General features: G+C 69.0%; 18 protein-coding genes. 6 read left to right on the top strand and 12 right to left on the bottom strand.

Annotated elements, in window-relative coordinates:
* Positions 1–3: 3 nt before the first annotated feature.
* Together AC5LXK_RS26325 and AC5LXK_RS26320 are read right to left on the bottom strand one after the other, a co-directional pair.
* A complete protein-coding gene (locus AC5LXK_RS26325) occupies positions 4–1,554 on the bottom strand; it encodes an NCS1 family nucleobase:cation symporter-1 (protein WP_493391608.1) in 1,551 nt (516 codons plus the stop codon).
* 315 nt (positions 1,555–1,869) lie between these two features.
* Positions 1,870–2,085, bottom strand: a complete 216-nt coding sequence (locus tag AC5LXK_RS26320) for a hypothetical protein (protein WP_493391607.1) — start codon at positions 2,083–2,085, stop codon at positions 1,870–1,872.
* 181 nt (positions 2,086–2,266) lie between these two features.
* On the opposite strand from AC5LXK_RS26320, the gene AC5LXK_RS26315 reads away from it, so the two are divergent.
* Positions 2,267–2,824 (top strand): DUF3005 domain-containing protein, encoded by a 558-nt coding sequence (locus AC5LXK_RS26315; RefSeq protein WP_493391606.1) that lies wholly within the window; start codon positions 2,267–2,269, stop codon positions 2,822–2,824.
* A gap of 63 nt (positions 2,825–2,887) precedes the next feature.
* Here AC5LXK_RS26315 and AC5LXK_RS26310 read toward each other — a convergent pair whose 3' ends face one another.
* Complete coding sequence (locus tag AC5LXK_RS26310; RefSeq protein ID WP_493391605.1) at positions 2,888–3,652, bottom strand: DUF4397 domain-containing protein; 765 nt, start codon at positions 3,650–3,652, stop codon at positions 2,888–2,890.
* 288 nt (positions 3,653–3,940) lie between these two features.
* Complete coding sequence (locus AC5LXK_RS26305; protein ID WP_493391604.1) at positions 3,941–5,248, bottom strand: MFS transporter; 1,308 nt, start codon at positions 5,246–5,248, stop codon at positions 3,941–3,943.
* A gap of 536 nt (positions 5,249–5,784) precedes the next feature.
* Here AC5LXK_RS26305 and AC5LXK_RS26300 point away from each other — a divergent pair.
* On the top strand, positions 5,785–6,228 hold the full coding sequence (locus AC5LXK_RS26300; protein WP_493391603.1) for a MarR family winged helix-turn-helix transcriptional regulator: 444 nt from the start codon (positions 5,785–5,787) through the stop codon (positions 6,226–6,228).
* A gap of 24 nt (positions 6,229–6,252) precedes the next feature.
* Here the strand turns inward: AC5LXK_RS26300 and AC5LXK_RS26295 are convergent, their stop codons facing one another.
* The 5 genes from AC5LXK_RS26295 to AC5LXK_RS26275 all read right to left on the bottom strand — a co-directional run bounded on the left by AC5LXK_RS26295 (position 6,253) and on the right by AC5LXK_RS26275 (position 12,064).
* Positions 6,253–8,538 carry a xanthine dehydrogenase family protein molybdopterin-binding subunit gene (locus AC5LXK_RS26295; protein WP_493391602.1) on the bottom strand — a complete coding sequence of 762 codons (2,286 nt, stop codon included), beginning with the start codon at positions 8,536–8,538 and terminating at the stop codon, positions 6,253–6,255.
* 154 nt (positions 8,539–8,692) lie between these two features.
* Complete coding sequence (locus tag AC5LXK_RS26290; RefSeq protein ID WP_493384747.1) at positions 8,693–9,346, bottom strand: isochorismatase family protein; 654 nt, start codon at positions 9,344–9,346, stop codon at positions 8,693–8,695.
* An 18-nt stretch (positions 9,347–9,364) separates the two neighbouring features.
* Positions 9,365–10,405 (bottom strand): 2,5-dihydroxypyridine 5,6-dioxygenase NicX family protein, encoded by a 1,041-nt coding sequence (locus tag AC5LXK_RS26285; RefSeq protein ID WP_493391601.1) that lies wholly within the window; start codon positions 10,403–10,405, stop codon positions 9,365–9,367.
* A 48-nt stretch (positions 10,406–10,453) separates the two neighbouring features.
* Positions 10,454–11,284 (bottom strand): alpha/beta fold hydrolase, encoded by an 831-nt coding sequence (locus AC5LXK_RS26280; protein ID WP_493391600.1) that lies wholly within the window; start codon positions 11,282–11,284, stop codon positions 10,454–10,456.
* Between the two features lie 27 nt (positions 11,285–11,311).
* Positions 11,312–12,064, bottom strand: a complete 753-nt coding sequence (locus AC5LXK_RS26275; RefSeq protein ID WP_006483547.1) for a maleate cis-trans isomerase family protein — start codon at positions 12,062–12,064, stop codon at positions 11,312–11,314.
* 298 nt (positions 12,065–12,362) lie between these two features.
* On the opposite strand from AC5LXK_RS26275, the gene AC5LXK_RS26270 reads away from it, so the two are divergent.
* The 4 genes from AC5LXK_RS26270 to AC5LXK_RS26255 all read left to right on the top strand — a co-directional run bounded on the left by AC5LXK_RS26270 (position 12,363) and on the right by AC5LXK_RS26255 (position 17,140).
* Positions 12,363–13,520 carry an FAD-dependent monooxygenase gene (locus tag AC5LXK_RS26270; RefSeq protein ID WP_493391599.1) on the top strand — a complete coding sequence of 386 codons (1,158 nt, stop codon included), beginning with the start codon at positions 12,363–12,365 and terminating at the stop codon, positions 13,518–13,520.
* Positions 13,521–13,690: 170 nt separating this feature from the next.
* Positions 13,691–14,194, top strand: a complete 504-nt coding sequence (locus tag AC5LXK_RS26265; protein WP_493391598.1) for a (2Fe-2S)-binding protein — start codon at positions 13,691–13,693, stop codon at positions 14,192–14,194.
* Positions 14,184–16,583, top strand: coding sequence for a c-type cytochrome (locus tag AC5LXK_RS26260; protein WP_493391597.1), 2,400 nt, complete (start codon positions 14,184–14,186; stop codon positions 16,581–16,583). Before AC5LXK_RS26265 ends, AC5LXK_RS26260 begins: the two co-directional genes overlap by 11 nt.
* 224 nt (positions 16,584–16,807) lie before the next feature.
* The gene (locus tag AC5LXK_RS26255; RefSeq protein WP_493391596.1) at positions 16,808–17,140 is read left to right on the top strand and encodes a hypothetical protein; all 333 of its coding nucleotides are present in this window, start codon (positions 16,808–16,810) and stop codon (positions 17,138–17,140) included.
* A 133-nt stretch (positions 17,141–17,273) separates the two neighbouring features.
* Here the strand turns inward: AC5LXK_RS26255 and mmsB are convergent, their stop codons facing one another.
* From mmsB to AC5LXK_RS26240, 3 genes are all read right to left on the bottom strand, one after another.
* Positions 17,274–18,164 (bottom strand): 3-hydroxyisobutyrate dehydrogenase, encoded by an 891-nt coding sequence (mmsB, locus tag AC5LXK_RS26250; RefSeq protein ID WP_493391595.1) that lies wholly within the window; start codon positions 18,162–18,164, stop codon positions 17,274–17,276.
* Positions 18,165–18,228: 64 nt separating this feature from the next.
* The gene (locus AC5LXK_RS26245) at positions 18,229–19,755 is read right to left on the bottom strand and encodes a CoA-acylating methylmalonate-semialdehyde dehydrogenase (protein ID WP_493391594.1); all 1,527 of its coding nucleotides are present in this window, start codon (positions 19,753–19,755) and stop codon (positions 18,229–18,231) included.
* Positions 19,756–19,867: 112 nt separating this feature from the next.
* Positions 19,868–21,187, bottom strand: coding sequence for an MFS transporter (locus tag AC5LXK_RS26240; protein ID WP_493391593.1), 1,320 nt, complete (start codon positions 21,185–21,187; stop codon positions 19,868–19,870).
* Between the last annotated feature and the right edge of the window lie 57 nt (positions 21,188–21,244).

The following is a 21,244-nucleotide window of genomic DNA, read 5'->3' as shown; positions in this document are numbered from 1 at the left end:
GTGTCAGTGTTGCGCGCAGGCGACCGCGATGTGTTCGCCCGAGCGCTCTTCGTAGTGCCGTGTGCGATCGGCCGTCAGCCAGTACACGCTGCCCGCGATGGCCGCGCCGAGCAGCCAGGAGAACGGCGTCATCGCGCTGAAGGCCGGTACGACGGCGAGGGTGATCGAGATCAGCGCGGACGGCACGAGTGCCGCGAGCGCCTTGCGGTTCACGCCGCGCGTGTAGAAGTACGCGCCGGTCGGCGCTTCGGTATAGAGGTCGGGCACGTTCACGCGCTGCTTGCGCACGAGCCAGTAGTCGACCGTGATGATCCCGTACAGCGGGCCGAGCAGCGCACCGAGGCCGGACAGGAAGTAGACGATCACGATCGGGCTGTTGTACAGGTTCCACGGCAGGATCAGCACGGCGATCGTCGCGCTGATCAGGCCCGCGCGGCGGAACGACAGGCGGTGCGGCGCGAGGCTCGTCAGCACGAAGGCCGGCGCGACGAAGTTCGCCATGATGTTCACGGCGACCGTCACGATCAGGAACGCGAGGCAGCCGAGCACGAGGAACAGCTTGTTCGGCACTGTCGCGATGATTTCCGTCGGGCTGTGGATGATGTGGCCGTTCAGCTTGAACTGCGCGCCCGCGAGCACGAAGCTGATCGTCGCGAACACGAGGATGTTGACCGGCAGGCCCCAGAAGTTGCCGACGCGCACGGTCTTCGCGCTCGGCGACGAACGCGCGAAATCGCAGAAGTTGAGCACCAGCGTGCCGTAGATCGCGAGCCACAGCGAGCCGCCCGCGAAGATTTCCGTCCACATCTTGAAGCCGGTCATCGGCTTGCCGATCGACATCGCGAGATGGCCGCCCGTGCGGCTGTACATCCATGCGGCGAGCGACAGCGTCGTGACGAGGATCACCGGGCCGGCGAGCCCCTCGTACTTGCGGACCATTTCCATCCCGTACGTGAGGATGCCGATCTGCACGAGCCAGATCGCGACGAACGTGATCCAGCCGAGCGTCGACAGCCCGAAGATCGCATTCTGGTCGAACGCGGCGAGGCCCGGCCAGATCGCCGTGAGCAGCACGCGCAGCACGACGGACGCGAGATAGGTCTGGATACCGAACCACGCGATCGCGATCACCGCGCGGATCATCGCGGGCAGCAGCGCGCCGTAGATGCCGAAGCTCATCCGGCTGATCACCGGGAACGGCACGCCGGTCTTCTGGCCCATGTAGCCGGTGAGGTTCATGAAGCAGTACACGAGCACCGCGCCGATCGCGAGCGACGCGAGCATTTGCCAGCCCGACAGGCCGAGCGCGAACAGCCCGATCGCGAACGAGTAGTTCGCGATGTTGTGCACGTCGTTGGTCCACAGCGCAAAGATGCTGTAGCGGCCCCAGGTCCGGCCCTCGGTCTTGGTCGGCGCGAGGTCGGGATTGTGCAGCCGCGGGCTCAGCGCAGGGTCGCGCGTGGCCGAATCGGTTCGATACGATGCGTCGTCCGCGCCGAGCACGATGCCCGGGCGGTGGGTGGCTTCCAGTTGCACGCCGTTGTCTCCTTCCATGTGCGGGGCGCGAAACCGGCAGCGTGGGTACGCAGCACCGGCCTGGCCGCCGTGGACGTTATGTCTCGGATTTGTTCGCGAGTATGGGCGGCGGTCCCGGTGATGGGAAATTAAATATTCGGCTGGGTGCCATTTGAAAAATGAATGGAGTGCGCACGCCGGCAGCGGCCGGGTGCGGCACGCGATTTGCTCGTAACGGGGCTCCATCCACATCGACATCAGCGGAGGTGCCATGCAGCGATATTCCTTTCGTCAAGTATCGCGAGCCGTCTTCGCCGGCATCCTGATTGCAGGGTTGGCGGCAGGTGCGGGCTGTCAGAAGAAAAGCGACAGCGACACCGGTGGCGGGGCGAGTTCCGATTCGAGCGCGACGGGCGGCATGTCGGCTGCGCCGTCCACTGCGCCGTCGAGCACGCCGAGCAGCGGAGCGGCCGGCAGCAGCGGCGACAGCGGCGCGAGCATGCCGGGCGCGGCCTCCGCGCCGGGCGGCGCGAGCGGCGGCTGACGCGCGGCAGGCAAGACGGGCGGCACGCCGGCCGCGTGCGGGTGTGTCGTCCGCCTTTTCGCGTGCCGTGCCGGCCCGGCACGTGCGCCGGGTGGTGCGCGTGCGCGCGGCCGTGCGGATGAAGGATTTGCAAGGACGGTTGTAGCGATTTCCGGACCGGCGCCGACGGCGGGATGCCGGCGTACGCCGGCCGGGCAAGGAGGTGCGATGCAGAACGCGAAATCGAACCCGACCCCGGAACAGCAGCGGGAACAGATCGAGAAGCGCCCGGTGAAGACGCCGGCGGCCGGCGACATGCCGGGTGCCGCGACCCGGGCGACCCAGGCGGCGCCGGTGGCGGGGCGTCCGATGACGCCGGAGGCGATCGCCGGGAAAATGCCGACCGGCCTGCCGCCGATCGAGCGCGGCACGCACGCGGTCGACAGCGGCGACCCGGTGCGGCGTGCGGCGGCCCGGATTCCGACGCTCGACAATGCGAACATGGCGATGACCGACAGCACCGTCGACGTCGACGGCAAGGGCATGGAAGCAGCTGCGGGCGCGTCGAAGTGGCACGACAACGTGATTTACTCGAACGCGTCGCTCGACGAGGCGGTCGATACGCCGGACGAAGGGCTCGGCGGCATCGAGAGCCGCGTATCCGGCAATCTGCCGCAGATCGCGACACGGCCCGGCTGGCGCGTGCGCCATGTCGGCGATGTCGACATCGAGCACGGCGACGGCACGCGCGCCGAGCACGTGATCTGCCTCGAGCGGGTCGACTGATGCCGGTGTGCGAGGTCCGGCTGCCGGCGCAACCACGCCAGCAGCCGCGACCATTTGTAGTCCTTACTGAGGACCCAGTTCCTGCGCGGCCGAATCGGCATCGTTGCCCTGGGCCACGAGCACGTGAATGTCGTTCGGCGTCACGTCGCCGACCCCGCCCGACGGAATCGTCAGGAGCAGCCAGTCGGCGTTGTTGTTGATGGTGACCGGCGCGGTCTTGAGGATCGGCGATTTGCTGCCGGCCGTCGTGACGATCACCTGGTAGCTGCCGCCGCTCAGGTAGATCGAATCCTGCGTCGTGGCCGGCACGGCGTTCTGGTAGGCCGCACCCGCCATCGTCGGGCTTTGCGTCGTGATGTCGGTGCCCGGCGGGACGACGTACACGTCGACGTTCTGTGCATTCGGCGACGCGTTGAAGCTGCGCACGCGCGCCTTGTCCGACAGCAGGCCCTTATCGTACGGATCGTCGACGACGGAGATCAGCGACGTCGTGCTCGGCAGTGCGATCGTCGTGTAGTGATGGCCGTTCGCGGCGCTGAACGACTGGGACGCAATGGTCGTGGTCGTGCCCGAGACGTCGTAGCTCGCGGTCTGCGTGCCCGAATCGATGTCGTGATAGCGCGTCACGCCCTTGTAGGCGACGCCCGACTGGTCGACCTTCGCATTCAGGTAGTAGTCGAGGTTCGGGCCGGCCGGCACCGCGTTGATGAAGCGCGCCTGCGGCTTCGAGATGCCGAGTTCGGTACCGACGTCGTTGCCGTCGCCGCCGCACGCCGTGAGCACGGAAATGACCGAGCACAAGGCCACTATCGTTCGTATTGATTTCATGTCGTCCTCTCGTTCAGGGAACCTGCTTGCGATGCGGGACCGCCGCGCGAAGGATCGCGCGGTGCGCAGCGCCGGTTGGAAGGAAGATTGCTGTCCGCCGGGATGGCGGGCGCGGGGATGACGCAAGCGATGTGCCTGGACGGCAAACGATGGCGGGCGGCGACGACGGAGTGACGGCAGGGTGACGGCGGGAGGCGTGCGCACGCGCCGGTGCGGCGGCGCGCGCGGGATGACGCGGGGGCGAACGTGCCGCGTGAGCGGCGCGGTTGTAAAAACGACCGCGTCGCGTCAGCGGTTCACGAGCCTGGCCGGATACGCGAGCGCGAGCGCGCAGCCGACCAGCATGCAGGCGGCGAACCCGTACAGTCCCGCGCTTTGCGAATGGAACGTATCGCGCAGCCAGCCGATGAAGTAGGTGCTGCCGAATCCGCCGAGGTTCGCGATCGAGCACGCGAACGCGATCCCGCCGGCGGCAGCCGAACCCTTCAGGAACGTCGAGGGCAGCGCCCAGACGACCGGCATCGCGGCAGCCGCGCCTGCGTTGATCAGCGAAAACAGCAGCACCGTCCCGAGCGTGCCGTGCGACCCCGAAGCGGCGACTGCCAGCGCGACGGCCGACACCATGAACGGCACGACGATGTGCCAGCGGCGTTCGCGCGCGCGATCGGAGCTTGCGCCGCAGTACAGCGTGGCGAGCACGGCGGCGGCATTCGGGATCACCATCAGCCAGCCGATGTGATACGCGTCCTTCACACCGGTGTCGCGCAGGATCGTCGGCAGCCAGAAACTCACCGCATACAGGCCGAGCAGCACGCACAGGTCGATCAGGCCGAGCGCCCATACCTTCGGATCGGAGAACGCCCTGGCGAGCGCGTGGCTCTTGTTGCCGGCCGGATCGGCGTCGAGATTCGCGCGCAGCACGCGCTTCTCGTCGGCGCTCAGCCATTGCGCCGACTCGATGCTGTTGGGCAGCCAGCGCAGCACCGCGAAACCGAGCAGCACCGACGGCAGCGCTTCGAGCAGGAACAGCCACTGCCAGCCGCCGAGCCCGTGCGCGCCGTCGAACGCACGCATGATCCAGCCGGAGATCGGGCTGCCGATCATGCTCGACAGCGGCAGGCCGACCATGAACAGCGCGACGATCCGCGCGCGACGCGCATCGGGATACCACTGCGTCAGGTACAGCAGCACGCCCGGCAGGAAACCGGCCTCGGCGGCGCCGAGCAGGAAGCGCACGATGTAGAACTGCGTCGACGTGTGCACGAACATCGTCGCACCCGACAGCAGGCCCCACGTGATCATGATCCGCGCGATCCACAGCTTCGCGCCGACGCGTTGCAGGACCAGATTGCTCGGGACTTCGAACAGGATGTAGCCGGCGAAGAACAGGCCGGCGCCGAGGCCGTACACGGTATCGCTGAACTTCAGTGCGTCGAGCATCTGGAGCTTCGCGAGGCCGATGTTGATGCGGTCGAGATAGGCCGCGAAGTAGCACAGGCAGAAGAGGGTGATGAGGCGCAGCGTGACCTTGCGATAGAGATTGCCGTGCAGCGCGTCGTCGGGGGAAACGGCGGCGCTCGGGTGTGCGGTAGACATGGGACTGCCCCTGTTCGAGTGTGACGGATGAATGGGTGGCTCGATCGACGCGAGCGGAGGGTCCGCTGCGCACTGGAGTCTGTATATCATGGCAATTAAGTAGCGTACACACTAGAAAATACCGAATCGCACAGGCATGAATCCGGCCGCGTGCCGGCACGCGATTTCGTATGGAAATCCGCGATGTAAAAGGGGTTTTTCAGAGTGTGGAGCACGTGCTGAAAAGTTCGTGCCGCACACCGTGGCGTGCACAAAATTCGTGCGTATGCGCTCAAAAATGAAGTGTGTGCGCGAAAGCCTGACGCGACGCGTGAAAGCGCGTTCGGCAACGGCCGCGAATGTGCGCGGCGGCTGCGTTGCACCGGCGCGGCGGTCTGGTGATCCGCTACGGTCGGGCGATTGTCTGCCACGCTGCGCACCCGGCGACGGGAATCCTGATGCACCGCAATGACGTGCCCGTCCGGCCGCCGGTCACGCCGATTTGAGGGTGTACACTGCTTGTCTTTCACTTACATGCGGCGCGGGCCTGCACTTTCATGGCGTCTTCCAAGGATTCCTACGACTTTCACGACCAGGTCGGGCACCTGCTGCGCCGCGCGTATCAGCGGCACGTGTCGATCTTCCAGGAGGCGATTCCCGATTCGGACCTCACGGCCGCGCAGTTCGTGACGCTGTGCGCGGTCAAGGAGCGGCAGGCGTGCTCGCTGAACGACATCGTCAAGGCCACCGCGATCGACCAGGCGACGATACGCGGCGTCGTCGAGCGCCTGAAGGCGCGGGCGCTGATCGAGGTGCTGCCCGACCCGAACGACGGCCGCAAGCTGATCGTGCGCGCGACCGCGGCCGGCCTCGCGCTGATCGACCGCACGGTGCCGTTCGCGCGACAGGTGACGGAGCGCACGTACGGCGCGCTCAATCCGGGCGAACGGGTCGCGCTGCAGTTCCTGCTGCGCAAGATGATGGAAGACGACGACGCGTGACGTGCCCGCGGCACGGGCCCCCGCCTATGGCGAGCCCGCCGTGACGGCTGAGCCGGCCTCGCCGGCGTGCATCAGCCGGCCGGCCTCGCGCAGGGCGGCGCGCACCGCCTCGGGCGTAAAGGGCGGTGCGTAGAACCGCACGCCGGTTGCATCGAACAGCGCGTTCGCGACCGCAGCCGGGCCCGGCACCGATGCCGATTCGCCCGCGCCGAGCGGCGGCTCGCCTTGCCTCGGCATCAATACGACATCGACGTCCGGTACTTCCGCGAACGTCAGGATCGGGTAGCTCGCCCACTCGCGCGACGCGACCTTGCCGTCCGCGAACCGCACGCGCTCCTTCAGCGTGCGGCTCAATACCTGGATCACGTTGCCGTGGATCTGGTGGCGCACGCCGTCCGGGTTGATCATCGTGCCCGTGTCCTGGCCGACCGTGACACGTTCGATGCGCATTTCGCCGGACACGCGGTCGACGCTCAGGTCGACGATCCATGCCGCCCACGCGGCGCCGAATCCGGGGAAGCGGCTGTGCACGTAGCGCGCATAGGCGATCCCGCGGCCGCGCGCGAGCCGCGGCCCGTCGCGTTCGCGAGGCGGGCGCTGCATGCGCGGCGTCCAGCCCGCGCGGTCGGCCACGGCCTGCAGCAGCTCGGTCGCGCGCGTGTCCTGCAGGTGACGCAGCCGGAACGCGAGCGGATCGACACCGGCCAGCGCCGCGCATTCGTCGGCGAAGGCATCGTGCGCGAACGAGTTCGGCAGCGCCGACACGCCGCGCAGCCACGACGCACGCACGAGCGGCGCGAGATCTTCGCAGACGAAGCGGCGATGCGGGCTCGCGTACGGCGATACGGCCGTGCGGTCGCCCATCTCGAACACTCGGGGCTCGGGCGCGATCGCGCCGGTCAGCAGCGCCGCGAGCAGCGGTGCATCGTTCGACGGGTAGCGCGTCGTGAAGTCGTAACCCAGCAGGCGGCCGTCGCGCGTGACGGTGCCCGTTACCTGCATCGACTGGCCCGCGCCTTTCGGTTCCCACAGATGTTCGTCCGCACGCGACAACTGCACCCGTACCGGGCGGCCGACCGCGCGTGACAGCAGCAGCGCGTCGCCGCACACGTCGTCGGCGCCGTTGCGGCCGTAGCAGCCGGCTGCTTCCATCCGGACGACATCGACGTCGGCCTCGTCGCGCGCGACGAGCGTCGCGAGGTCGCAGCGCAGCGATACGGGGTTCTGCGTGCCGGACCACACGGTGATCCGGCCGTCGCCCGGCTCGCGATAGTCGGCGAGCGCGCAGGACGGGCCGATCGAGCCGTGCATCTGGAACGGCCATGTGTAGGTGCGCGACAACGTGATCGTGTCCGGTTGCGTTCGCGCGGCGTCGACGTCGCCTTCGTCGAGCAGCACGCGGCGTCTGGCCGGCGCCGCGGCGATCGCGGCGGCCGGCTCGTCGAGCGGGGGCAGCGCGGGAAGCGGGCGCCACGTCACGCGCAACTGGCGCGCCGCGCGGATCGCGTGTTCCTCGCGTTCGGCCACGACGCCGACGAAATCGCCGAGCGCGACGACGGCCACGAGCCCCGGCACGTCGGCCACCGACGCGCGATCGATGCCCACGAGCGACGTGCCGACGAACGGGCCGCTGTCGTGGCCCGCATACGGCGGCCGCACGACGCGGCCGTGCAGCATGCCGGGCACGCGCATGTCGTGCACGAACGTGAGCTGGCCGGTTGCCTTCGCGGGCAGGTCGACACGCGGCGACGACTTGCCCACGATCCGGTAGTGCGCGGGATCCTTCGTGCGGGCGTTCAGGTCGAGCGTCAGCGTGAGGCGATGCGCGGCGACCAGCGCCGCGAACGTGATCGTCTGTCCATCGGCCGAAATCGTTCCGTCGTCGAGGGTCAGCCGTGCCGCATCGACACCGAACCGCTCGGCGGCGAGCGCCAGCAGTGCATGACGCGCCTGCGCGGCCGCGCAGCGCAGCGGCGTCGCGGAAATCTGGATCGTCGCGCTCGCGATGGTCGGGCCCTGGTTCGGTGTCGCGGCCGTGTCGCCGAGCACCATCGTCACGCGCGCGGCCGGCACGTCGAGCTCCTCGGCGACGATCTGCGCGAGCGACGTGCGGATGCCGGTGCCGAGATCGACGTGTCCGTTGAACGCGAGGATGCGGCCGTCGTCGAGGATCGCGACGAAGACTTCCGGCAGCGCCGGTACGTAGGACGACAGGCTGCCCGGCTGGCCGGGGGCCGGCTTGACGGGCGGCGCGGGCGGCCGGATCACGGTCAGGCAGCCGTTGCGCGCGAGCAGTTCGGAACGGTTCACGGGGGAGAGATCCTGTCGGGAGCGGCGCGGCCGGCGGGCGGTGGCGTCGGGGAGCGTTCGGGCAGCGGCGCGCGTGAAGCCAATCTAGGCCGCCAAAAGTGCAGCGTCAATCGCGGGCGGCTCGGCACATGCGCAGCCCGCGATCCGCGGCGACTCAGCGCGCACGGGCCTGTACGGCATCGATTGCCGCGATCGCGTCGTCGAGCGGCATCACGGCCGCATACTTCTGCTGCATGTCGAACAGGTTTGCGTCGTGCGGCGCGATCGCACGATCGCCGACGCAATCGGCGAGCACGAGCGGACGGAACCCGTGCGACATCGCGTCGACGACGCTTGCGCGTACGCAGCCGCTCGTCACGGCGCCCGCGACGAGCAGCGTCTGCACCGCGCGCTGCGCGAGCCACGGCGCCAGCTGCGTGCCGAAGAACGCCGACGGCACGGTCTTGCGCACGACGAGTTCGCCTTGCGCGGGCGTGAGCTCGGGCACGATCGCGCTGTTCGGATGGTGCTCGGTCAGCGTCGCCATGCCGGGCACCTTCAGCGAGAACACGTTGTCGTCGCTGCCGTCGTCCGCATACACGATGCGGCTGTGCGCGACCGGCCAGCCGCGTTCGCGGGCCAGCGCGAGCGCACGCGTCGTGCGCGCGATCGCCGGTGCGATGTTGCCGCCGCCGAACGTCGCGGGATCGGCGAAGCCGACCACGAAATCGACGATCAGCAGGCCGATGTTGCCGTGCGGCGGCAGCGGCGTGCCGAAACCCTGCTGACGATATACGTTCGCTTCGGCGTGACGGGAAAGATCGTTCATGGTGTTGGTGTTTGTCGGTCAGGCGGGTTGGTCGGTCACGCGGCCGTCGCGCACGACGGTTTCGCCGTCGAGTTCGACGGTGCAGCGGCGCAACGGGATGTCGATGTGGCAGGTGGTCGTACGGTTGCCGCCGCCTTCGTTGTTCGGGCCGAGCGAGAACAGGAAGTTGCCCTCGAATGCGCGTGCATCCATCCCGATCGTCGCCTCGCGGTCGTACAGCCCGAGCGTCGACCAGCGCGCGCGCGGCTGCAGCCCCCAGCCGATATGCGAGATCGCATAGCCTTCCGGGTCGGCGAACGTTTCCATGTAGTCGCGCAGCAGATCGGCGTCGACGCCGCCTTCGATGCGCGTCGCATAACCACCCTCGACGGTCAGCGCGATCGGCTCGCTCACGTAGTGCTTCTGCGGCAGCAGGATGTCGCCGCGATCGATCACGATCGTGCCGCGCGCGGTGCGGTCGTTCGGGTAGGTCAGCGCGAATCCGCTCGGCCAGTGATCCCAGCGGCCCGGCGCGTCGACGAAACCGTATTCGGCCGTCGGCGGGAAATCGCCGAGCGGGCAGACGAGCGCGGTACCGGCCGCGGAGCTCACGCGCATCTCGCGGGCGGCGGCGAGCTTCTTCGACGCGGCGAGCACGCGCGTGCGATCGGCCGGCGTCGGCACCATCCGCACCAGCACTTCGGGCGGCTCGACCGCGAGCAGGATCTTCGTGCCCGATTTCAGGATGTCGTGCTGTTCGGGCGAGAACAGCAGCGTCATCAGGTCGAGCACGAGGTCGCTCTCGCGCAGCGCGGCGATCGCGGCCTTGTTGCCGGTCAGCGGCGTCGTGCCGAGATACGCGAGCGGATCGCGGCTGAACGCCTTGTCGCCGTTGACCGGCGGCAGGTCGAGCCGGTTGACGATCGCGCCCATCGACTGCGTCGCGATCAGCGCACACGACAGCGTCTGCGGATGGGTGGCCGCGCTCGTCAGGATCGTGACGGTCTGGCCCGGTTCGAGGCGCGACAGCGTGAGGACCTGCTTCCACGCGTCGATCAGTTGGGTATCGCTGACTGGCATCGTCGGCTCCGGTAAAGGCGTGAGGGAAAAGGGGCGGGCGCCGCGCGATCAGGCCGCGAGCGGCGCGCCGAGGAAGTCGCCGAACGCCGCGTAGAACCCGGCTGCGTTGTCCCACGGAATCATGTGGCCGGCATCGGGCACGCGCACGTGCCGCATCGACGGCGTTGCGCGCTGGAGTTCGGCGACGTCGTCGTCGCGCACCACGTCGCCGCGTTCGGCCGTGATCAGCAGCGACGGCACGGCCAGTCGCGCGGCGTCCGCGTGGAAATCGTCGGTATGAAACCCTTCGTAGGTCGCGCGCACCGCGCGCTCGTCGCACGTGTGCAGCCATTCGGCGCGCAACTGCAGTTCGGCATCGGTCCAGGTCGGGCAGAACGCGCGCATACCTTCCGCATCGGTGCCGGCGCGTGCGAGCGCCATCGAGTCGATGTACCAGGGCAGCTTGCCCGGATAGTCGCGGCGGTTCGGGCCCGAGACGGGCGGATCGACGAGCACGACGGATTCGAGCCCGCGAATGCCGCGCCGCGCCGCGCGCGCGGCGATCCGCGCGCCCATCGAGTGGCCGACGAGGCTCGTGCGCGGCAGGCCGAGCGCCGCGACGAGCGCCGCGATGTCGTCCGCCTGTGCGTCGAGGCCGTAGTCGAGCGCCGGCGATGCGTCGGACAGCCCGCGGCCGCGCACGTCGAGCACGTAGGTATCGAACGCCGCGCCGAATGTTTCGCCGACGAAGCCCCACGTGATCGCGGGGCTCGTGATGCCGGGAATCAGCACGATCGCCGGGCGCTGCGCGCGCTCGCCCGTCGCGCCGCCGTAGCGCAGGTAGTGCTGGCGGATGCCGTTCGCGCGGACGTTCGCGCCATACAGGAAAGTCGAGGGCATGAATGAACTCCGTTGGAAGGGCCGCGCTCAGTACGCGCCGGACAGCAGCGCGCCCGCACCGGGCACGACGGGCTCGAGGTCGAGCTCGCGCAGCATCGCGTAGGTGGTCGCGATCGCGGCCGTGATCACGGGCTTGCCCGTCATCGCCTCGACCTTCGCGACGGCCGGCAGCGACGGCATCTGCACGCACGCGGACAGCACGATCGCATCGGCATCCTGGTACGGCAGCGTCTTCACGATGTCGGGCAGGCGCGCCGGATCGTGGCGGCCGACGTCGAGGTTGTCGGGAATCTCCAGTGCGCGGTAGGCGAGCACGTCGAAGCCTTCGTTGCGGATGTAGTCGACCACGAGCTCGGTGAGCGGCAGCATGTACGGCGCGACGACGACGATGCGCTTCGCGCCGATCACCTTCAGCGCGTCGACGAGCGCGCCGGCGCTCGTCAGCACGGGCGCCTGCGCGCCGTTGTCGGCCGTGTGCTTCGTGAGGCGCGCCTGCGACACGCGGTGGTAGCCGTGGCCCATCGCCATGATCGCGACGAGGCACGCGTAGCCGAGCACGTCGACGCGCGCATCGCTCAGTTCCACCGCACAGCGGTCGGATTCGGCGTCCATCGCCGCGAGTTCTTCCTTGACGACCTTCTTCATCCGCATCCGGCTCGAGTGGTACGTGAAGCGTTCGGGGCGAATCGCTTCGCGCAACCGCAGCATCGCGGGAATCTCGGTTTCCATCGTCGTGTTGGAACTCGGCACGATCTGGCCGATGCGGTAGGTCTTGCTCATGACGGGAGGCTCCGTGTCGGTAAGGGTGGGGCGGCACGCGGGTGCGGGATCGCCGTATGTCGAGCAAAGTCTAGTGTGTACATTTGAAAATGACAATGGGTCAAAATGACGTTCAATTCAGGTAGGTTGTTTGTATGCGTGCGTTTTGGAGGATTTATCGGTGTTTTCCCGAATGCAGTGATGACGCTCGATAATCCGCTTGTCCTGAATAAATTGAGTGTGTACGCTATATAAACGCCATTCAATCAGCCCGTCTCCGTGCCGCATCAGGCAACGGGCCCACGATCAGGAGATCCGCATGAGCAAACCCCGTATCGCAATCATCGGCGCCGGTCTCGGCGGCACGGCCGCGGCAGCGCTGCTGCAGCGCGGCGGTTACGACGTCGCGCTGTACGAGCAGGCGCCCGCGTTTTCGCGCCTCGGCGCGGGGATCCATCTCGGCCCGAACGTGATGAAGATCATGCGGCGCATCGGTTGCGAGGACGCGCTGGAGACGATGGGTTCGCATCCGGATTTCTGGTACAGCCGCGACTGGCAGACGGCCGACGTGCTGTCGCAGATTCCGCTCGGCGATTACGCGCGCAAGACCTACGGCGCGAGCTACCTGACCGTGCATCGCGGCGATTTCCATGCGTTGATGACGCAGGCGGTCACGCCCGGCACGATCCGCTTCGGCAAGCGGCTCGCGGCAGTGGAGGACACCGGCGACGCGGTGCGCCTGACGTTTGCCGACGGCAGCGTCGAGACGGCCGACATCGTGATCGGCGCGGATGGCGTGAACTCACGGATCCGCGAGCACCTGCTCGGCGCGGAGCCGCCGCGCTACACCGGTTATGTCGCGCACCGCGCGGTGTTCCCGGCGTCGCTGCTCGGCAACAAGCCGTACGACATGTGCGTGAAGTGGTGGTCGGAGGATCGCCACATGATGGTCTACTACGTGACCGAGAAGCGCGACGAGTACTACTACGTGACCGGTGTGCCGCAGGCCGAATGGCCCGAGGGCGTGTCGATGGTCGACAGCAGCCGCGACGAGATGCGCGAGGCGTTCGCCGGTTTCCATGCCGACATCCAGCACCTGATCGACGTATCGCCGTCGATCACCAAGTGGCCGCTGCTCGAGCGCGACCCGCTGCCGTTGTGGAGCCGCGGCCGGCTCGTGCTGCTCGGCGACGCATGTCATCCGATGAAGCCGCACATGGCGCAGGGCGCGGCGATGGCGATCGAGGATGCCGCGATGCTCGCGCGCTGCCTCGACGAAGTCGGCATCGGCGATCACGCGGGCGCATTCGCGCTGTACGAGGCGAACCGGGCGGCACGCGCGTCGAAGGTGCAGCTCGTGTCGCACAACAACACGTGGCTGCGCACGAACGAAGATCCGTCGTGGGTGTTCGGTTACGACGTGTTCGACGTGCCGCTCGTGGCGCCGTCGCGCAGCAACGTGGCGGCAGCGGCCTGACGCGCCCGCGGTGCCCGCGCTGGCCGGCGCTTCGCCGTCGCGGGATCGATGCGCCGCTACGCGCGCATTTCGGCGTGTTATATGTCAGGCGCTCGCCGGCAGGTGCCAGCCGGCGGCAGTGCCCGCCGCCGGCCGCCTCCTGGCCCGTACTCCGCATTCCGGATCCATTCATGTCCCATCCCGCTTCTCCGTCGCGGCCGCTGGCGTTTCGCGTGAACGGCACGCCGCGCACCTTCGACGAGGCCGCACCCGACGCGCCGCTGCTGCTGGTCCTGCGCAACGACTGCGCGCTCAACGGCCCGAAATACGGCTGCGGGCTCGGGCAGTGCGGTGCATGCACGGTGCTCGTGGACGGGCAGGCCACGCGTTCGTGCGTCGTGCCCGCCGCCGCCGCGAACGGGCGCGACGTCACGACGCTCGAAGGGCTCGGGGCGCGCGACGCACCGCACCCGATCCAGCGCGCGTTCATCGACGAGCAGGCCGCGCAATGCGGGTACTGCCTGAACGGGATGATCATGAGCACGAAGGCGCTGCTCGACCGCAACCGCGCGCCGGACGATGCGGCGATCCGCGATGCGTTGCGCTTCAACCTGTGTCGCTGCGGCACGCATCTGGAGATCATCCGCGCGGTGCATCGCGCCGCACGCTATCTGCGAGACGGCGATGAAGCATGACGCCGGCGTGCCCGTGGAGCCGGCGCGTGCGACGGAACGCGCGCCGCAAGACGATGCGTGCGCCGACGCGTCGCGTGCGCACCGTGCGCGCTATGCATGGCCGATCGGCGACGCACACACGCACGCGTCGTTCGAGATCGAAACGCGGACCGCGCCTGACGGGCGGATGACGACCTGGCGCTATCGCGCGCAGGCGGCCGGGGCGGACACGGACGAATCGCGTAGGGCGACGGCGGAGCAAGCGGATGGCGGCGGCGCGTCGCCGTTCGTCTACCGTCACGCGCAGACCTCGGTCGAGCTGGCCGATGCCGACGGTGCAATTCCCGGTTACGCGCACGTGTTTGCCCGCGAATCCTTTGTCGACGAACTCGCGGGTGCGTTGCGGCGCGACCCGGTCGCGTTGCGGCTGCAGCATCTCGATGCCGCGCGGGATGCAGGGCCGCGCGAGACGATCCGGCTGGTCAGCGAACGCGCGGCCTGGGGCACACCGGTTGCGGCCCGTTCGGACGCGGCTTCGCGGGTCAGCGGCCGCGGCTTCGCATTCGATGGCGAGCGCGCCAGCGCACCCGCAACCGGCGACGCCGATCACGACGGCGACCCGCACTGGTCCGCGTGGGTCGTCGATCTCGAGGTCGATCGCGCGACGGGCGACGTCGCGGTGCGGCGCGTCGTGGCCGGACAAGGCGCCGGCGAGCCGGGCGACCCGTCGATGGCCGGTTTGCCCGCGTGGCAGATCGAGGCGGCGATCTCGCGCGTGATGGGCGCCCGGTTGTCCGCGCGGCCCGCGCACGACGAAACCGGGGCCGGTGCGCGGCCGGACGCGATCGCACACGAACTGGTTGCGTTCGACGCAGCGGCACACCGCGCGCACGGCGAACTGTCCGTGCACGATGCGCGCCGCGTCGAACAGGCGGCGGCGCCGGCCGCGGCGGCGATCGCCAACGCGCTGTACGACGCGACGGGCGTGCGTTTTCGCGCACCGCCGTTCGATGCCGCCCATATTCGCGCGGCGCTCGCGCAACCTCGGCCGGTCGATGCCGGCGACGGGCTGCATGCGGCCCCGCGCCGCGCATCGCGCTGGCGCCGCTGGCTGGCCGGCGGTGGCGCGGGCGGCGTGGTCGGCGGGCTGATCGGCCTGGCGTGCGCGATCCTGCCGGGCCCCGCGCCGATCGCCCCCGTGGCACCCGGCGGCGCGGACGGCGCGATGTGGAGCGCGGCGACACTCGAACGCGGCCGCCAGGTCGCCCTCGCCGGCGATTGCGCGGTGTGCCACACGGCGCCCGGCGGCATGACCAACGCGGGCGGGCTCGCGCTCGACACGCCGTTCGGCACGATTTATACGACGAACCTCACGCCCGATCCGGAAACCGGGATCGGCACCTGGTCGTATCCGGCGTTCGCACGCGCGATGCGCGAAGGCATCTCGCGCGACGGCACGCACTTGTACCCGGCGTTTCCGTACACGGCATTCGCGAAGCTGAGCGAGCCCGACCTGCTCGCGCTCTACGCGTACCTGATGTCGCAGCCGCCGGTGAAACACGTGCCGCCGAAGACGAAACTGCCGTTCCCGCTCGACCAGCGGCGTCTCGTTGCCGGCTGGAACTGGCTGTATCACGACACGCGGCCGTTCGCGCCGGACCCGGCGCGCTCCGCGGTGTGGAATCGCGGCAAGTACCTGGTCGACGGCGCCGGGCACTGCGGTGCATGCCACACGCCGCGCAACGCGCTGGGCGCGGAGAAGGGCGGCCTGGCCTACCTGTCGGGCGGCGAAGCGGAAGGATGGGTCGCGCCGCCGCTCGTCGCGTCGCCGGCTTCGCCCGTGCCGTGGACGGAAGGTGCGCTGTTCGACTATCTGCGTACGGGGTTCTCGGCGCAGCACGGCGTCGCGGCCGGGCCGATGGCGCCCGTCGTCACGGGGCTCGCGGCGCTGCCCGAGGCCGACGTCCGGGCGATCGCGCACTATCTGGCGTCGCTGTCGCCGCCCGTCGATGCCACGGTGGCCGCGGACGCGGCGGCCCGCCAGGCGCGCGGCGCGGAAGCCGTCGCGACGCTCGGCCTCGAGAACGGCCGCCGCGCGTTCGACGCGGCGTGCGCGGTCTGCCATGCGGAATCGGGCGGGGTCGGCCATTTCGGCGTGCGTCCGCTGATGGGGCTCAACACGAGCGTCAGCCAGGCGACGCCGGACAACCTGTTGCGCGTGCTGCACCACGGGATCGACCAGCCGGCCACCGACGGGCTCGGCTACATGCCGGGCTTCGGCGATGCGTTCGACGATCGCCAGATGGCCGAGCTTGCCGCGTACATCCGCGCGCGCTACGCGCCGGGGCAGCCGGCGTGGCGGAACCTCGCGGAAGCGTCGGCGAAGATCCGGCGGGCGGGCGCGCACTGAGCGCCGGGCCGGCGTGAGCGCCCGGAATGGCGGGCGGGCCGGGCGGAATGACCTGCCGGACGAGAACAGCCGCCGGCGATGGCTGTAAATCTTGCTTGCGCCGGCCATCGTTTAACCATTGGAAACAATGTGTTCACCGAAAGGGGCATGATCTGCGGCGATCGAGCAGGCATACTGTGGCCTATGTTGCTCAATACACGCCGAACGGCGTGCGCTTGCCCCCCATGTCCATTCCAGTTTCTTTTCGATCCCTGCGATGGTTGACCGTCGCGGCTGCTGCATGCTTGCTCGCCGCGTGTTCGACCGCTTCCGACGTGACCGCGACGTCGAACCCGAACGTGTACACCGTGACGACGCGCACGGTCGGCGTGTCTACGACGTGGGCCGATGCCCACGAGAAGGCCGTCAACGAAGCCACCAACTACTGCACGCAGCGCGGGATGCGCGCGAGCATGAAGACGGAATCGCTGAGCACGGGCCGCCGCGTCGACGCACGCTCCGAACTCGCGTTCGAGTGCCATCCGACCTTCGAGACGGCATCGAACCCGCGCGGTTGAACGACCGACGGCGTGGCTGCGCCGCCCATGCCTGATACGGCCCCGCGTTTTCTTTCCCCGCATGCAAATCGACCCGCGATGCCGTACCGGCACATCGCGGGTCGGTGCACGTCCGCGGCATCGGCCGCCCAGGTCAGGCCGGCTGCGCCTCGTACAGCTTCACGCACGCGGAGAAGTCGAGCGTGCCGAGCCCCTGCTGGCTCATCGACTGATAGAGCTGTTGCGCGAGCGCGCCCATCCACACCGGCTGATGCGCGCTTCGTGCGGCTTCGGTCGCGAGCCCGAGATCCTTCAGCATCAGGTTCGCCGCGAAGCCGCCCGCATAGCCGCGTGCGGCCGGCGCCGTGTCGCTCACGCCCGGATACGGGTTGTACGTGTCCGAGCTCCAGCAGCGTCCGGTCGACGTGTTGATGATGCCGGCCAGCACGGCCGGCTCGATCCCGAGCGAGGCGCCGAGCGCCATCGCTTCCGATACGCCCATCATCGAGATCCCGAGCAGCAGGTTGTTGCAGATCTTCGCGATCTGCCCGGTGCCCGTGCCGCCGCAATGCACGACGTTCCTGCCCATGTCGAGCAGCACGGGGCGGATGCGCTCGAACAGCGTGCCGTCCGCACCGACCATGAAGGTCAGCGTGCCGGCCTGCGCGCCGCCCGTGCCGCCCGACACGGGTGCGTCGGCGAGCGGGAAGTCGCGTTGCGCGGCGGCTTCGGCCACCGCGCGCACGGTGCCGGGATCGATCGTGCTGCAGTCGATCAGCGTCGCGCCGGCGCGTGCGCCGGCCAGCACGCCGTCGTCGCCGAGGTAGACCGCGCGGACGTGCTGCGCGGCCGGCAGCATCGTGATCACGACTGCGCCGCGTGCAGCTGCTTCGCGCGGCGAGCCGGCCGCCGTCGCGCCCGCGCGCACCGCGACGTCGACCGCGTGCGCGTCGAGATCGAACACCGTCAGCGCGTGGCCGGCCTTGAGCAGGTTGGCGGCCATCGGGCCGCCCATGTTGCCGAGTCCGATGAATGCAATTTCCATGTGTGGGTCTCCGTGTCGACCGGACTTGACGCTTTAGCGCTTAGTCCGGTTCCATGCAACGCAATCAGCGCAGCGCGATCGTCGTGTTCACGCCGCCGGCCGTCGCGTCGTCGTCGAACCAGCGTGCGGTGACCGTCTTCGTCTGCGTGTAGAACTGCACGACCTGCTTGCCGTACGGGCCGAGATCGCCGAGCTTCGAGCCGCGCGAGCCCGTGAAGCTGAAGTAGGGCACCGGCACCGGAATCGGGATGTTGATGCCGACCTGGCCGATGTCGATCTCGCTCTGGAACTTGCGCGCGGCCGCGCCGCTCTGCGTGAACAGGCCGACGCCGTTGCCCATCGGGTTGCGGTTGACGAGCGCGATCGCTTCGTCGAGCGTGTCGGCTTCGAGCACCACCACCACCGGCCCGAAGATTTCTTCCGTGTAGATCGACATGTCGGTCGTCACGCCCGAGAAGATCGTCGGGCCGACGAAGTTGCCCTGCTCGTAGCCGGGCACCTTCACGTCGCGGCCGTCGAGTTCGAGTTTCGCGCCGGCCTTCACGCCTTCGTCGATCAGCGCGGTGATGCGCGCATGCGCGGCCTTCGATACGACCGGACCGACATCGGTGCCCGGCTCGTGGCCCGCGTTGATCTTCAGCGCCTTCGCCTTTTCGACCAGCTCGGGCAGCCAGTCGCGCGCCTTGCCCACGAGCACGACGACCGACGTCGCCATGCAGCGCTGGCCGGCCGCGCCGAAGCCCGCGCCGACGAGCGCATTGATCGACTGCTCGCGGTGCGCATCGGGCAGCACGACCGCGTGGTTCTTCGCGCCCATCATCGACTGCACGCGCTTGCCGTGCTGGCTGCCGAGGTTGTACACGTGCGTGCCGACGCGCGTCGAGCCGACGAACGAGATCGCCTTGATGTCCGGGTGCGTGCACAGGCGGTCGACCACCGTCTTGCCGCCGTGCACGACATTCAGCACGCCTTGCGGCACGCCGGCCTCGATCGCGAGCTCGACCAGCTGCATCGTCGACAGCGGGTCCTGCTCCGACGGCTTCAGCACGAACGTGTTGCCGCACACGATCGCCATCGGGAACATCCACAGCGGAATCATCCCCGGGAAGTTGAACGGCGTGATCCCCGCGCACACGCCGATCGGCTGGCGCAGCGTGTAGGTATCGACGCCGCCCGCGACGTTTTCCGCGAATTCGCCTTGCTGCAGCGTGCCGATCGAGCACGCGTGCTCGACCACTTCGAGGCCGCGGAAGATGTCGCCCTGCGCATCGGGCAGCGTCTTGCCCTGTTCGGCCGTCAGCGTGTGCGCGATCCGTTCGAGATTGCGGCGCACGAGATCCTGGAACTTCAGCATGATGCGCAGCCGCGCGCCGATCGGCGTGGTCTTCCACGTCTGGAACGCGCGCTGCGCGGAGGCGATCGCGGCATCGACCTCGTCGAGCGTCGCGTATGGCACGCGACCGATCACCTCCTGCGTCGCGGGGTTGACGATGTCGCCCCATTCGGCGCTTCGCGAGTCGACGAATGCGCCGTCGATCAGCAGCTTGGCGGTGGGCACGGCGAGGGTGGTCTGGGGAACTGCGGCGTTCATGGAATTCTCCGGAAAACGGTGTGGCGATGAAAAAGGGCGTCTGCTTGCGCCGCGCATTCACGCACGGCGAGCGGCAGGCTGAACTGAAATCGATCGGATGCGGCCGGCGAACTCACGCGCGCGGAGGACGCATCAGGGCGGTACACACGAGCGCGAACACGCCGAAACCGACGAGGTACGCGATCACGTAGTGCGGCTGGCCGCCGCCGGCCTTGAGCAGCGACGTCGCGATCATCGGCGCGAAGCCGCCGCCGATCACGCCGGCCAGCTGCACCGACAGCGAGATGCCGCTGTAGCGGATTTCCGCCGGGAACTGCTGCGCGAACAGCAGCGATTCCGGCGCATAGAGAATCGGGAACACGACGCCGAGGCCGAGCACGATCGCCCACCATGCGTACGACGTCTGCTGCGTGCCGAGCATCATGAAGAACGGTGCGGCGAACGCGCACATCAGCACGAGGCCGATCGCGAACATCCGGCGCTGGCCGATGCGGTCGCTCAGGTGGCCGCAAAGCGGCATCGTGACGAGCGACAGCGCGGCGCCGGCCGTGATCGCGTGCAGCATCTCGGCCTTCGGCAGGTGCAGCTGCTGCGTCGCGTAAGCGAGCGCGAACGTGACGACCATGTAGAACCAGGTGTTCTCGGCGGCGCGCGCGCCGACGATCGTCAGCACTTCGCGCGGATGGCGGCGCAGCGCGGCCGTTACCGGCGACTTCTCGGCCTTGCCCTGGCGCTGCATCTTCTCGAAGTCGGGCGATTCGGGCACCTTCGCGCGGATGAACCAGCCGAGGCCGACGAGCGCGATGCTCGCGAGGAACGGCACGCGCCAGCCCCACGACAGCATGTCGGCGTCCGGCAGTGCGGCCACCGCGGCCATCGCCACCGACGACAGGATCAGGCCGAGCCCGACGCCCGTCTGCGGCAGGCTGCCGAACAGCCCCTTGCGGCCCTTCGGCGCATGCTCGACGGCCATCAGCACCGCGCCGCCCCATTCGCCGCCGACGGCCATCCCCTGCAGGAAGCGCATCGCGATCAGCAGCGCGGCGGCCCAGTAGCCGATGCTGTCGTACGACGGGATCAGCCCGATGATCATGCTCGGCACACCCATCAGCAGCAGCGTGATCATCAGCATCGACTTGCGGCCGATCCGGTCGCCGAAGTGGCCGAACACGATGCCGCCCATCGGCCGCCCGATGAAGCCGACCGCGAACGTGCCGAACGCGGCGAGCGTGCCGACCACGGGGTCGAGCGACGGGAAGAAGATGCGGTTGAACACGAGCGCGGCGGCCGTGCCGTAGAGGAAGAAGTCGTACCACTCGATCGTCGTGCCGGCCATGCTGGCCCAGCCGGCCAGCAGGTAGTGCTTCGCGGTGCGGGCGGGGGCCGGCGTCGCGGCTGTCGCATGCTCATCGAGGGTGGATCGCGTCTGCATGGTGTCTCCGTGGTGGGTGCCGCGGCTCGTGGTCCGCAGGTCACGGTCGAGTATAGT

This window comes from Burkholderia pulmonis (assembly GCF_984667975.1).
Note: the sequence above shows the minus strand (reverse complement) of the source record. Positions and strands in the feature narration are given on the sequence as shown.

Excerpts from the sequence above, each read along its gene's own strand:
- AC5LXK_RS26310 (WP_493391605.1), bottom strand. The coding sequence starts at position 3,652 with ATGAAATCAATACGAACGATAGTGGCCTTGTGCTCGGTCATTTCCGTG.
- AC5LXK_RS26275 (WP_006483547.1), bottom strand. The coding sequence starts at position 12,064 with ATGAGCAAGACCTACCGCATCGGCCAGATCGTGCCGAGTTCCAACACG.
- AC5LXK_RS26260 (WP_493391597.1), top strand. The coding sequence starts at position 14,184 with ATGAAGCATGACGCCGGCGTGCCCGTGGAGCCGGCGCGTGCGACGGAA.
- AC5LXK_RS26270 (WP_493391599.1), top strand. The coding sequence starts at position 12,363 with ATGAGCAAACCCCGTATCGCAATCATCGGCGCCGGTCTCGGCGGCACG.
- AC5LXK_RS26285 (WP_493391601.1), bottom strand. The coding sequence starts at position 10,405 with ATGCCAGTCAGCGATACCCAACTGATCGACGCGTGGAAGCAGGTCCTC.
- AC5LXK_RS26305 (WP_493391604.1), bottom strand. The coding sequence starts at position 5,248 with ATGTCTACCGCACACCCGAGCGCCGCCGTTTCCCCCGACGACGCGCTG.
- mmsB (WP_493391595.1), bottom strand. The coding sequence starts at position 18,164 with ATGGAAATTGCATTCATCGGACTCGGCAACATGGGCGGCCCGATGGCC.
- AC5LXK_RS26255 (WP_493391596.1), top strand. The coding sequence starts at position 16,808 with ATGTCCATTCCAGTTTCTTTTCGATCCCTGCGATGGTTGACCGTCGCG.
- AC5LXK_RS26245 (WP_493391594.1), bottom strand. The coding sequence starts at position 19,755 with ATGAACGCCGCAGTTCCCCAGACCACCCTCGCCGTGCCCACCGCCAAG.
- AC5LXK_RS26280 (WP_493391600.1), bottom strand. The coding sequence starts at position 11,284 with ATGCCCTCGACTTTCCTGTATGGCGCGAACGTCCGCGCGAACGGCATC.
- AC5LXK_RS26325 (WP_493391608.1), bottom strand. The coding sequence starts at position 1,554 with ATGGAAGGAGACAACGGCGTGCAACTGGAAGCCACCCACCGCCCGGGC.
- AC5LXK_RS26240 (WP_493391593.1), bottom strand. The coding sequence starts at position 21,187 with ATGCAGACGCGATCCACCCTCGATGAGCATGCGACAGCCGCGACGCCG.
- AC5LXK_RS26300 (WP_493391603.1), top strand. The coding sequence starts at position 5,785 with ATGGCGTCTTCCAAGGATTCCTACGACTTTCACGACCAGGTCGGGCAC.
- AC5LXK_RS26290 (WP_493384747.1), bottom strand. The coding sequence starts at position 9,346 with ATGAACGATCTTTCCCGTCACGCCGAAGCGAACGTATATCGTCAGCAG.
- AC5LXK_RS26265 (WP_493391598.1), top strand. The coding sequence starts at position 13,691 with ATGTCCCATCCCGCTTCTCCGTCGCGGCCGCTGGCGTTTCGCGTGAAC.
- AC5LXK_RS26315 (WP_493391606.1), top strand. The coding sequence starts at position 2,267 with ATGCAGAACGCGAAATCGAACCCGACCCCGGAACAGCAGCGGGAACAG.